Source organism: Paenibacillus sp. BGI2013 (genome assembly GCF_002843485.1).
GTDB classification, from domain to species: Bacteria; Bacillota; Bacilli; order Paenibacillales; family Paenibacillaceae; genus Paenibacillus; species Paenibacillus amylolyticus.
The window spans coordinates 344,804-356,914 of the sequence record NZ_PJFA01000001.1 but is presented as its reverse complement, the minus strand read 5'-3'; the positions used below and the strand labels follow the sequence as shown (position 1 = coordinate 356,914).

Genomic DNA, 12,111 nt, shown 5'->3' with positions numbered 1-12,111 from the left:
TACCTGTACTGATTGAGGAAATTTTGCGTTTCCTTTTGGATATACCACTCACAAGAGAATCCCCCCTCCTTGTACACCACGTCAAATCCCCGCATTTTACAATAGTACACTCTATGCCCTGGACTAGCTTTGTGCGCCCCCCTATTCAATATACCTATGAAACCTTCACAGTTAGTGATCAATCAATTACTTTTCTCCAAAAAATATATTCCCCTCTACTCCCCCTGCAACTCCAACTCCTTAATCGTCAACGCAATTCCTTCCTCAAAAGATGTTGCCACAACCGGGCCAATCCGTTCCTCATACTTCTATCTACTCAGGATCAGGGGTTCCTCAGTCAGATATAACATTTCTACAATTTCTTTCATAACGGGTACACCTAGTCCAATCACCGACAATCCTACTTTTCCTAGCGCCAGCACAGGTTTGCTTCTTCCCGCAGCCTTCTGTGCCAATCGCACGATGTCATGACCCGAGATGATCCCCGATCCAGGAATGTTCCAGTTCTGTCCATACGTCGTCTCTCTGCTTGCCAGCCCCACCACCATGACCGCAGCATCCGGCAAATAAATATACTCTCTCGGCACGTTCATATTTCCGATAAAAAAAGCCATCTTACCTTTTGCTATCGCTTCAAGGGTTGAACCCAGATAGGAAGCTTGATTAGCCGATGGGCCATAATAATCTGGCAAACGAACGATCATCACCTGAGCTCTACTCCATCTTGTGCTGAATAACATCTGTTCATAGGCAAGTCGTGTCTTGCCTTTTCGGGTATGTGGCTGCTTCGGATGTTCTTCCGTTACCTCGTTCATTTGTCTTGTGCCATAGGGGTAGATTCCGTCTATTACAACCACGTTCAGACCCAAGTGTTCTGCCGCCGCCATCACGGATTTGCCCAGCGGAATTAGCCTGCTTTCCATCTCGTTATACGGGACATTCGCACAATGAAATATGACATCGGCACCCTGGGAAGCAACGATAATATCATCCGACCGAAATGCATCTCCCACTGCGATTTGCAGGTGATCTGGAGATCCCAACTTTACCGCAAGTTGCTCCAGTTTTTGACGTGAGCGCCCAAATGCGATCGTTGAAATCCCTCGTCTAATCAATTCCTCCGTAATCGCTGCACCTGTTCCACCTGTGGCTCCAATCACAAAAGCTTTTTTCATCATATATCATCCTCTTTCATCCATTTAGTGATTGATCAATAACTGAATTCAAAAAGGGAATTCCCCCTCCCTCTCTATCGTTCCTTCAGCTCCGGCATATCCAGCGCATTAGATACATTACACAACATCCCGATTGCCAGAAAAATCATGGTTCTTTTTAGCGGTTCAGCAATTCCTGCAACGGTGAAAGCTTCCAGTACCATGGCTCTTACATCACTAATGCCTTTTTGCATAGCCTGACGAATGACTTCCTCCCGGATCGTTTGCGCCTGCATCTGAAGCAAGATCTCGCTCTTGTGCGATTCCAGAATCTTATCATAGGCTTCAATGAGATCATTCTCTAACTGATCTGGTGTTGCCATCTCCACCACAATTCGAAACGAATCAATCACCCGTGTCCATGAGACCTCAATTGCAGTTAATAATAAAGCTTCTTTTGTTTTGAAAAAACGAAATATATACGGCTGTGAGATCTGTGCCCGTTCAGCCACCTGGGCTGTAGTCGCACGATAATAGCCAATTTCCGCGAAGACGTCAATTGCTGCAGAGATAATATCATTTCGCCGGTTAACCGACGCTGCTTTATCCTTTGCCATGATAATCCGCCCTCCAATAGTTAGTGATTAATTGATCAATAGCTTGAAGTATAACGAATACTATCCCTCAATGCAAAGGTATCGTGACCTTGTACAAAGCCAACAAACCCGCAGACGCTGGCTCAAGCCGCTGCAGGTTGTGTAACTTGTCGATCATAGATTCTATCCACTGGAAACCGAAGAGAACATGGTTTGTCTGAAACAGATTCGTACCATGCGGTACAAGAGTGTCTGTTCACTGCTGAAGAAGTTTACGCAATCGGGATTCCGAATCCAGCTTCGGACAACTGTCACAATACCCATGTGTATGACTTCCGTCTCCAACCAGATAAGCCAAACAACAATATCGGCGTAGCAGGAACGGAGGTCCCTGCCACCCGGAATGTTCGAAGCGCTGCAGCTCATTGGCAAATGTACATGCATTATCGTTTTGCCGATCCAGCCAGAGGCTTTGATCTTCTTGAATCTTTGCAAGCCGTTCATCTGTCTTCCAAATGCTCTGATCATTGATCATACGTGCATACAATTGTTGCACATTATGGGCAACCAGAGACCACATGACCTTATCGCTCGCTCTTGTAGCGACGGCTACCGCTCGCAGGACAGGTTCCAGATGTAGCAGCACTCTTTTCTTGAGCAAGCCACTCTCTGACCTGCGCTGAACAGGATCTTCACCCTCCAGAGAGGTTCTCTCCAGCAGAGTCTCATATCGCATGCCACCTGCACCATTCAATTCAAACCGCACATCATCGTCTGCAACGCTAAGTATAGTATCGTATAGACTGAATGCTGAAATTACGGACATCACGAATACGGAGTAACGTTTGGCAAAAAGTGTACCGACGGCCGCACTTCCTCTTCCGCCCAATTGAAGCCCTTGCTGCATAGCCTGTTCACGCAATATCAAGTTTCGTTTCTCTTCATTCAGCAGATCCTTCACACGGAAAGGATACTTGGAATCATCGCAGTCCACTTGGATCGTCGTCACAAAAAATTGCTGTAACACTTCCGACATCTCTGAATAATCATGTATTGGATAATGTCTCATCTATTGAATCATCTTTTCAACTTCGTTGATAATCTCGCTTCGCCCAATTGCTCCCCAGCCCTTAAACAACCAGAACGAATCTGTCGTATAGACCTGATCTGCACCAACAGCCGGTACTCCCTTCCAGAGTGAGCTTGCGTTGATGTTGTTTACATACTCATCGGCATTCGGGTCAATCTCCAGAACTACGAAATCAGCATCCACATCTGCAATTTTCTCCATGGACAGGTCCTCACGTTGTTCGGCAGGTGTCACAGTCGTTGGCACAAATCCAAGATCATGATACAAAAGTGTGTTGGTTGGATGTCCTTTTGCCGCGTAAATTTGTAAAGTCTTTTCTCTTACACGCAGATAAGCCAACTTTTTTTGATCCAGTTGTTCGATCTTCGCTTTTAATTGCTTCGCCTGCTGCTCTACCTCGGCTATCTTTTCTTTTGCCAGATCCACTTTGTTGTACATCCCGGCAATGGTCAACAGATCCTGTGTCCAATATGTTGTATCATCAACAAAATCCAGCCATTCAGTACCAAGTACAATCGTCGGAGCGATTTTCTCCAACTGATCATACGTACTCTCCGCAGTTCGACTCTCAATAACGATGACATCCGGATCAATCTGAAGGATAGCCTCCAGGTTAGGACTGTCTGCAGACCCTACCGTTGGAATGCCGGCAAGCTGATCTGCAAAGTAAGGCAAATAATCTCCTCCGTAACGAACTTCTACATTAACGCCTGCTGGTTTCTCACCAATCGTCAACATGTGATCGATGTAAGCAGCAGATAATACCACCATACGCTCTATTTTTTGCGGTACAACCGTTGTTCCTTTAAGATGCTCAATCGTTTGCGTACCACTCTCTTCCACAGGTGTATCCTGTTGCGGAGGCGTTGCTTCTGTTACTTCTGATGCCTTGCTACATGCCGTCAGAACGAGCACAAGCAGGGCCAACAGTATCATCGTTGTTGCTCTCTGTCTTACCATTTGTAGTAAATCCCCTCTACTATTTAATAATAATAATCATTATCATTATAGTAGGGAAAAGCATACAGGCTTACCATGGATTATTCCACTCTCTTCTCTTGCACAATATCACCGTAAGGTAACCCCAAGTTGCTCTGCCACATATCGCATGGCCCACATGCGTCCGGTGGGACCCAGCGTTTTGAAGAAAATATCTCCTGCATTATATACATGGCCTTCTTGAACAGCCTTTAATGCCAACCATGCACTGGATTGCTGTAATTGCCTCAGTTGAGCACGTGCGTCTTCTGTGGGATCGACCATTACAAACACATGATCCGCGTCGTATAACTGCAAATCGCAAACTTTGCTCTCTACAGCCCACTGTTGTTCCGGAAAATCACGAGGCAAATAAAATCCCAGATCATCATACAACAGGGCCCCTGTCTGGTTGTTCAATCCATACATTCGGTAGAAATGAGAAGTCACCCGGATGAACATGACACTCTGTTTCCCCCACCTCGATTGAATGCGCCCTCGAAGAACCCGGCTCAGTTCAGCATGTTGTTCTATCCACTGTACGGCCTGTTCGGTGCGGCCCATAATGTCCGCCATATACAGAAGCCTCTCCCCAAAATGGTTGGTGTGCTCCAACATGGTGGTAGGCGCGATACGATGCAGGGAGTCATTTGGCTCCAAACGATCACTTGTAATGATCAGGTCCGGTTGGACTCGCCTCAAATCATCATAGTTCTGATTGAAGCTATCCAGAATAAGTCCCTGATGACTGTGTGCTTGAAGCGCAGGTATGGCAACATGTCGAGCCACCCTCTGACCATAGGATAAAGCCGATACTGGCCTCAAACCAAGCGTTATCACATAATCGTCCAACCCGTAATACAAGGTGGCAATGCGATTCACTTTATTTTTCATATACAACGTTGGGGCGATTCCTTCGTTTTTCTTGAAGACTCTGCTGAAATAGTGCTCGTCCTTATAACCCACTTGCTCCGCAATTTCCTTGATTTTATCTGAAGAAAATAACAGCTGCTTGGCCTTTGCCATACGTAGTTTCAGTATATATTCAATCGGGGTCATATTTAATTGTCGTTTGAATGTTCTTATAAAATGATTCACACTAAGCCCTGCCATGCGGGCCATCTGATCAATTCGAATATCTTCCATATACTGATGCGTCATATAATCAAGTGCCAAATCCATCCCCGCTACAGGGGGTGTTGCTTCATTCACGTGCATCATTAACTGAATCAACAACTGATGCAAAAGATGTTTCCTGCGCGTCTTTTCCAGACTCGTAAACGAGTGTTTTCCACTCATCAGGGTATCCATCATCTCCTGAATATCACGTGTATTGGAAGGAACATTAAGCTTGCCCGTCACAGGGAGATCAAATGCCTCGGTATGCCAAGCATTCTTACGCCGGGTAAGTGTAACACAGGAAAATAAAATGATCTGATATCGGACAGGTGCTTCCATATCCGTCTGAAACTCCACATGCATTCCTGGCTTCAACAAAAACCACTCGTCTTGAGATACCGTATGTACAATGTTATCCATAGACAAAGATCCTTTGCCAGCGATGACCCTGCAAATGGCGAACCTTTTCCAGATCCGACGCTGAACAGCCCCCGGATTGCTAAAGTAATGGCAGACGTGGACAGCAGAGAAATGTAGTCGCTCCAGTTGTTTGATCCAATCATTTTCCTCCATGCTCACGTCCCCTCCCTGTTTGGATCCGATTCTATGTGAACTGATTACACTCTATTTTTCAGCTCCCAATAGTAAATTCTTTATACTATCCAACTGCAACTCCAGTGAATAGGGATCTTCCATGATGAACTCATCCTCTGTACCATCCAAGGAACCATAGGTGTAGACTTGTCCTTTCTGCACAGCAGGCAGACGTTTCCAAACCTCGCTGTTCAGGATCTCTTTGGCGTCCTCACTACCCGAACCATATAAGAAGATATGATCTCCCATATACTCAGGCAGTACTTCAAGGGAGATCGTCTCGAATCCATCCTTCATTTCGAGTGCTTGCTGAGTTGGAGGCAGTTTCAGCATCTCATAGATCGTGGAACTACCATAGTTCCCGCCTTCTGCACCAAGTACATACAACGCTTTGTACCCTATTTGTATGATGGATACGGTCTCGCCTTCTTTAATTACACCATCAATCTGCTTCTTAGTCTCTTCGATATTCTCTTCATATGTCGTGATCCATTGCTCTGCTTCCTTCTCTTTTCCAAAAACACCAGCAATCCGGCGCAGCTTTTCCAGTGGGCCAGAAGTTTTATCACCTTCCCAATAAGGTAAAAAGACGGTCGTTGCAATTTTTTCGTAATCCTCAATATTTTTATCAATGGAACCGATGATGAGATCCGGCTCAAGTGACACTAACTTCTCCAGATTCATTGGGAACTCTCCTCCCAAATCTTCAATACCCGCTATAACATCAGTAGCAATGCCAGACTTTTCAATCCATCCTTCGTTCAGCATAAATGTTCTTACACCAACCGGTACTATGCCCAGTTTCAGCAGGTACCCCATATATTGATCTGAAGCAACACGCTGCGGATTGGCCGGGATTACCACATCTCCCCTCATTGTAGAGACGGTCCGCGTCTCCGGCTGTGCAGTCGATTTCCCTGCCTCCGTTGCCTGGTTACCCGATTGTGTAGTAGTCGCATTGGTCTCTGTTTGCGTACCACTTGCAGACGGCGCTGGACTGGAACAGGCCGTGAGCAATAGCGTGAGACACAACATCATGCTTAGTGCTGTCATTTTGAATTTTCCTTGCATTATTAATTCCCCTCCAACACTCTTTTGATATTGATAATCAATATCATTATATAGATGGGAATGTAACGAATGAAGGGCATTTTCTTGCATTACACTGGGCAAATCTTGCTTGTTGTTCAATACCAATGGGTGTTTCGACTTGTTTAACCGTTGACTTACTCCTTTTTTGTAGCGAATTGGAGAAAGCCCTTTTATTTTTTTGAAGCTGCGGCTCAGTGAATGTGCATCCGGATAGCCGATCTGTTCTGCAATCTGTTGCAGCGTTGCACTGGTATGCACCAGAAGATGTGCGGCCCTCTCCATTCGAATCTGTCCAAGATACTGGATGGGACTGATGTTTAACTTTTGTTTGAACAGCCTCGACAAGTGCCCCACACTGCATTCCATTGCTTCTGCCATTACGTCAAGAGCTATGGGCTCATGGAGATGAGCTTTCATATATTCAATAGCCTGTGTGACCGTATCCGGTTTATGTGGCTGAATGGATTGTTCGTGTAAGTCTGTCAATAAAAGATATACCCATTGATGAAATAAGGTTTTGGCATGTAACTTTGCAAGCTTAGTAGACTGCTCCCACTCCTGTTTCAATTCCTCCATACACTGATACATGTGTAGCGGACGGGTTGGTACAAGTGCATATTGGTCCTGAAACGGACGTTCATGGTCCATCAGATACTGAATTTCCATCCCACAGGGCAAGGCTAGGATGGCTTTGTACAAAATCATATAATACGCCACGCCCGAATCCGTCTCCATATTTAAATACGCCTGCTTGCCTCCATGAATGATGTGGAATCCCTCCACGATGTATCTGTGTTGATCCATTCGTATCCGTGCACTTCCGTCGGTGATATATAGATAGGTACTTGCTGGTAGTTGATAATTCTTCAACTTCTCCCCAGGATGCAAAGCGTTTTGGCGTACATCCAGTATTTTGACAAAAACATGATTCCACAACCTGATGTGATCATTCAAATTCATATCCGCTGTACTTTCCCTCCCGCCATATTACATCGACATACCTTCTTGCTACTCTTTATGAAGAGCCTGTAATTTTCGCTCAGTATGTATATTTCATTTCATTATAAATCAATTGATAACAATTCTCAATAACATGCACAATCAATATTAACTTACCCATTTGGACAACATATATGGACTGCAATGTATACGTAGCGGGATAATAACGCTAGAATCAGCAACATTTTCTAACCTGTTGCAAAATCATAAAAGGCATGATATATTAATTGAGCCATCAATGATTGACGCATCAAATATTGATACATCAATGATTCGAGAGCATCCAAATAATCATTAGGCAATGGCATTGTATACTGCAACATTAATCATTGGTTAACATACGCCGTTGTTCATGATTCAGATTCACCCGGGAGGTCTAGTCATGACACGTATTGTTTCCAAAGAAGAACAAATCATCAATCTGTTGAACGTGTTGGGTAACAAACTCAGTCCCAAGTTCGAACGCTGTACAGGTATCAGTTCCTCTCGCTTTGAAATTCTGCATGAGCTGGATCAGGTCGATGAGATTAACCAATCCATGCTGCAGAAAATCATTAACATTGATAGTGCTGCGATTACACGCCACTTGAAGCAACTTGAGGCGGACCTGATGGTTACAAGACGTAAGAATCCCGATGATAATCGGGTCACTTTTGTTCGTTTGACGGACCACGGTCGGAAGCAGATTGAAGGCTACAAAGCTGAGAAGACCAATTTTATCAACCAGATTTTACAGGATTTCAGTGAAGACGAAGTTCAATCACTCGCCGATTTCCTGGAACGTATGCAGAACAATTTCTAAACCCATATATAGAGGAGAGATCCATGCATGAGTACAATTCAAAGCAAATTCCAAAAAACCAATGATTTTAACGAAATCACCTACGGTCGTCGTTCTGTTAAACTTTACGATCCTGAAGTGAAAATTAGCCGTGAAGAAATGACTGAAATTCTGTCAGAAGCATCCCGTGCACCATCTTCGATCAATTTGCAGCCTTGGCGTTTTCTGGTTGTAGATACAACTGAAGGTAAAGAAAAGCTTGCTCCACTTGCGAGATTTAATCAAAATCAAGTGTTGACTTCCTCCGCAGTCATTGGCGTATTCATTGACATGAAAAACGCGGAACATATGGAAGAAATTTTTGGCAAAGCTGTAGAACTCGGTTATATGCCACAAGAAGTTAAAGATATGCAACTATCAAAAGTATTACCTTATTATGAAAATATGCCTGCTTCCGCTATTCGCGAAGTTAATATGATCGACGCTGGACTTGCTTCCATGCAATTAATGCTTGTAGCACGTGCTCACGGTTATGATACTAACCCAATCGGTGGTTACGAAAAAGACCAAATCGCAGAAGCATTTGGCATGGACAAAGAGCGTTATCAAGCGGTTATGTTGATCTCGATCGGTAAATCGGCCAAAGAAGGTCATCCTTCCTACCGTCTGCCAGTAGAAACAATCACAACTTGGGCATAATATCAGGGACGGTTTCCCCTTTCTTAACATATTCCAAACAAACACAATATGGAGGTTATACATTATGATTATCATTCACGCTCATCTGCAAGTTAAACCGGACCAAGAGCAAGCATTCCTCGCAGCTGCGAAAGAACTGATGGCTGCTACACGTCAAGAAGAAGGTAACATCAGCTACGATTTGGCGAAAAGCACAGAACGCGAACAACAATACACGATGATCGAGCTGTGGAAAGATGAAGCTGCTACAGCTTCCCACAACACAAGCGCGCATTTCCAAGCTTTTGTTCAACAAGCAGCAGCATTCATGGCCGCTCCAATGAACGTTGAAGTCTTTGCTGGAGAACAAGTTAAAGCTTAAAAATCACCGCGTTGAGTACTTCATTATACGCTATATGACAGAAGAACCAGGTAGAAGTCATTCTAGGATGACTTCTACCTGGTTCTTCTTCGTTTAGTGAGCAGAAATAGTGGTAACCCTCATGACCAGTTCAAGAATACCTCCCTATCATACTAACCAGCAGCAAATGTTACCCTACTTTTTATTCGAGCCGAATTGCCCGCGCCACCTCCTTGAGAAGCCCAATAAAGATCAGTATTGCAACTTCTGCTCGCAAAAACACCTTTCCGTTGCCATCCACGATCTCCAGTTCGAGTAGGTTATCACTATTGAGACCAATCGTACGCGGAAGCGGTTCGATCCCGCTACCTAAAGTAATTCCACCAATTCCAACCGTTGGGCTATCGTCAAAGGGCGCAATGAACCTTCTCCCTACTCGGTTACCTGTTCCGATAACAATGCGAACTCTCACCTGTAAAAGATTAACTTCAAGCGTATGTCTTCCACTCCGCAGCATTGGATAGCCTTAGAGAAAATCCTTTTGAGGTGGGGTGATATTCATTTACCTGATCAATTTTAATGAAATTACGCGGATCTTGTTCTTTTTCACCATATCAGAGCAATACATTAGCAAAAAAATTCAATGTACTTGCCCTGCATCTCTCGTCCTTTCCGCAGAAGAATTAGCATAGATATCTTTGCGAATGCCATTTAAATGTTATTTCTCGAGCAACCTTTTCCCTTGTAATTCAGGGAGTCTGAAGTGAAAAACAAAAGAGCCCTGCTGTTTATCTAAAACAGACAGGACTCACTTGACTATTAATCTATTATATACGATAAAGCCACAACGTATACATCACTGCAGACCAAGTAACTTCTTAGTTCATTTGACAGCCTTCAATTTTATAAATTTCCGAGTGTAGTAAGTAATTCGAATATAACCGATTAAAAGAAAGAAAACACGGAAATACAGCTGGGAATCATATCCTCTATAGAAGTCATAAGCCCATAAAATTGTCAGGATCAACATACTAATTACATCTACAATAATAAAAAATTTTAAGAACTTTGTATTAGTCACATTATTCCCTCTTTTTCATCGTGATGTAGTCCATGTTGCATTAATCTTACAATTAAAACTCTATTGGAAAGGTTTTTTAATAGAAGATGTAGTACCTATTAAACCAGTATAATTAGAGTTCTTATAAAAGCTAGTTTCAGTTTTTATCTGATAAAATGAAGGGGTTTTTTCCATGTTATTGTGATATTGTTTTATCTCAAGGTATATTTCTGATTGTAATGGTTTATTTATATTGTACACACTCTGAATTACAGCTGCAATACCTGTCACTAAACCTATATAAGGATATAAAGATGCTATAGCTATAGCTGCTTTGTTAACGTTATCAATTAGACTTTGTTTGTACCTTGCTGTAGTGAACAAAGTCCAATTCTCAGCAGCAGATAAACGCGCATTTAGTGTACTAGCATCTAATTTTAATTGCTCTGAATTGGTTGTAAACTCTAAAAACAATTCTCCATCAAGATATACATTTCCATTGTCATCTTTAAATAACTCTTGTATGTTCCCATTCTGATCTGTAATTGTCGCTTCAGTATGTTCAGAGTTTTTGTATACCAAACTTAATGTTTCATTATTAATTTCATCATTCAGAAATACACCGTTATCTGTTTTAGTAATTTCTACACCATTATCATTATACAAAGTTGTTCCTTGAATGTTAATTGTAGAAGCATGTGATTGTGGGATTGGTAAGATATTTAGCGTAAGCGCACCCAACATAATACTAATAATAACTTTTTTTAACTTCATATTCAATCTCTCCTCTTTAATTAATAATAAATGAAATTGATGATTAACAGATCTGGATTTTAATATCTGACATGGATTACCTTTGGATGCTGCAGAAGAAAGTAATTTGCTACATTCACTTCAATATCAACTACATTAGGTTTATTAAAATTTCATCATTTGAATAAATAGAATTTTAACGATTAAAGCTATAATATACAGATCAGTAGTAAATTTCCGCTCTATATATTTTATTTAAGATCGCTAGCTCGATTTATGCAAAAATGATCAGTTATATATTGAAGAAGATTTCTAAGCATCCATTTTAATCATAATATACATAAATTTTTCACGTGATTTAACCAACCCCTTATTTGAGATACATTTTCTATTTACTTCAAAAATTTTACATCATGTATTAAAAACATACAAGTAATTTTATGGTTATAATTGATATTTTTTCTATTTCCCAATAAAAACACAACCTAAACAATTAAAGATGCACTACACTGGCGGCTCGGGTGATTGAATTAATTCTATTATAGCCTCTCCATGTTTAGGAGAAATCGTCTGTAAAGAAGCACAGAGGTATGTCAAAAATCGGGCAGGATCTTTATCGGCTTCCTCCAGCGAGAGCCATGCAGTTAATTGGGAAGAAGCCGTGATCCATTGATTGACTAACGTCGTTTTGCCCGCACCTGCGGGAGCAGACACCAGGATCAGTTTCGCACGCATCCCCTCGTTCAAGAGGTTATTCAGTCGAGGACGATCTACCACTTTAGTACGAAGAGTTGGAATGTATAATTTGGTGGATAAGATAGGTACAAACATGATCAAACCCTCCATTCAAGTATCA

At 42.4% G+C, this 12,111-nt stretch carries 11 protein-coding genes and 1 pseudogene; 3 read left to right on the top strand and 9 right to left on the bottom strand.

Going from position 1 to position 12,111, the window contains the following annotated elements; genetic code table 11:
* Positions 1 to 215: 215 nt before the first annotated feature.
* From CXK86_RS01575 to CXK86_RS01550, 6 genes and pseudogenes are all read right to left on the bottom strand, one after another.
* A pseudogene (locus tag CXK86_RS01575) lies at positions 216 to 1,175 on the bottom strand (NAD-dependent epimerase/dehydratase family protein).
* 74 nt (positions 1,176 to 1,249) lie between these two features.
* The gene (locus CXK86_RS01570; RefSeq protein ID WP_036670036.1) at positions 1,250 to 1,771 is read right to left on the bottom strand and encodes a TetR/AcrR family transcriptional regulator; all 522 of its coding nucleotides are present in this window, start codon (positions 1,769 to 1,771) and stop codon (positions 1,250 to 1,252) included.
* 235 nt (positions 1,772 to 2,006) lie between these two features.
* Positions 2,007 to 2,819: a (2Fe-2S)-binding protein gene (locus CXK86_RS01565; RefSeq protein ID WP_101313374.1), complete on the bottom strand. Its 813-nt coding sequence runs from the start codon at positions 2,817 to 2,819 to the stop codon at positions 2,007 to 2,009.
* Positions 2,820 to 3,800, bottom strand: a complete 981-nt coding sequence (locus tag CXK86_RS01560) for an ABC transporter substrate-binding protein (protein ID WP_101313373.1) — start codon at positions 3,798 to 3,800, stop codon at positions 2,820 to 2,822.
* Positions 3,801 to 3,908: 108 nt separating this feature from the next.
* A complete protein-coding gene (locus tag CXK86_RS01555) occupies positions 3,909 to 5,510 on the bottom strand; it encodes an AraC family transcriptional regulator (protein WP_101313372.1) in 1,602 nt (533 codons plus the stop codon).
* A gap of 51 nt (positions 5,511 to 5,561) precedes the next feature.
* Positions 5,562 to 7,583: an AraC family transcriptional regulator gene (locus CXK86_RS01550; RefSeq protein WP_101313371.1), complete on the bottom strand. Its 2,022-nt coding sequence runs from the start codon at positions 7,581 to 7,583 to the stop codon at positions 5,562 to 5,564.
* Positions 7,584 to 8,004: 421 nt separating this feature from the next.
* Here CXK86_RS01550 and CXK86_RS01545 point away from each other — a divergent pair, with 421 nt between their 5' ends.
* The 3 genes from CXK86_RS01545 (at position 8,005) to CXK86_RS01535 (ending at position 9,463) form a co-directional block, all read left to right on the top strand.
* Positions 8,005 to 8,424 carry a MarR family winged helix-turn-helix transcriptional regulator gene (locus tag CXK86_RS01545; protein ID WP_036609779.1) on the top strand — a complete coding sequence of 140 codons (420 nt, stop codon included), beginning with the start codon at positions 8,005 to 8,007 and terminating at the stop codon, positions 8,422 to 8,424.
* A gap of 27 nt (positions 8,425 to 8,451) precedes the next feature.
* Positions 8,452 to 9,102 carry a nitroreductase family protein gene (locus tag CXK86_RS01540; RefSeq protein ID WP_036670026.1) on the top strand — a complete coding sequence of 217 codons (651 nt, stop codon included), beginning with the start codon at positions 8,452 to 8,454 and terminating at the stop codon, positions 9,100 to 9,102.
* 64 nt (positions 9,103 to 9,166) lie between these two features.
* Positions 9,167 to 9,463 (top strand): putative quinol monooxygenase, encoded by a 297-nt coding sequence (locus CXK86_RS01535; protein WP_036609783.1) that lies wholly within the window; start codon positions 9,167 to 9,169, stop codon positions 9,461 to 9,463.
* Between the two features lie 181 nt (positions 9,464 to 9,644).
* On the opposite strand, the gene CXK86_RS01530 is transcribed toward CXK86_RS01535, so the two are convergent.
* From CXK86_RS01530 to CXK86_RS01515, 3 genes are all read right to left on the bottom strand, one after another.
* Positions 9,645 to 9,914, bottom strand: coding sequence for an FAD-binding oxidoreductase (locus tag CXK86_RS01530; protein ID WP_180361710.1), 270 nt, complete (start codon positions 9,912 to 9,914; stop codon positions 9,645 to 9,647).
* A gap of 669 nt (positions 9,915 to 10,583) precedes the next feature.
* Positions 10,584 to 11,276, bottom strand: a complete 693-nt coding sequence (locus CXK86_RS01520; protein ID WP_101313369.1) for a hypothetical protein — start codon at positions 11,274 to 11,276, stop codon at positions 10,584 to 10,586.
* A gap of 483 nt (positions 11,277 to 11,759) precedes the next feature.
* Entirely contained in the window at positions 11,760 to 12,086 is a 327-nt protein-coding gene (locus tag CXK86_RS01515) for a hypothetical protein (RefSeq protein WP_101313368.1), read from the bottom strand.
* Between the last annotated feature and the right edge of the window lie 25 nt (positions 12,087 to 12,111).

Bases quoted from the DNA above. Each gene is read 5' to 3' on its own strand.
- CXK86_RS01570 (WP_036670036.1), bottom strand. From the start codon at position 1,771: ATGGCAAAGGATAAAGCAGCGTCGGTTAACCGGCGAAATGATATTATC.
- CXK86_RS01565 (WP_101313374.1), bottom strand. From the start codon at position 2,819: ATGAGACATTATCCAATACATGATTATTCAGAGATGTCGGAAGTGTTA.
- CXK86_RS01560 (WP_101313373.1), bottom strand. From the start codon at position 3,800: ATGGTAAGACAGAGAGCAACAACGATGATACTGTTGGCCCTGCTTGTG.
- CXK86_RS01555 (WP_101313372.1), bottom strand. From the start codon at position 5,510: ATGGAGGAAAATGATTGGATCAAACAACTGGAGCGACTACATTTCTCT.
- CXK86_RS01550 (WP_101313371.1), bottom strand. From the start codon at position 7,583: ATGAATTTGAATGATCACATCAGGTTGTGGAATCATGTTTTTGTCAAA.
- CXK86_RS01545 (WP_036609779.1), top strand. From the start codon at position 8,005: ATGACACGTATTGTTTCCAAAGAAGAACAAATCATCAATCTGTTGAAC.
- CXK86_RS01540 (WP_036670026.1), top strand. From the start codon at position 8,452: ATGAGTACAATTCAAAGCAAATTCCAAAAAACCAATGATTTTAACGAA.
- CXK86_RS01535 (WP_036609783.1), top strand. From the start codon at position 9,167: ATGATTATCATTCACGCTCATCTGCAAGTTAAACCGGACCAAGAGCAA.
- CXK86_RS01520 (WP_101313369.1), bottom strand. From the start codon at position 11,276: ATGAAGTTAAAAAAAGTTATTATTAGTATTATGTTGGGTGCGCTTACG.
- CXK86_RS01515 (WP_101313368.1), bottom strand. From the start codon at position 12,086: ATGTTTGTACCTATCTTATCCACCAAATTATACATTCCAACTCTTCGT.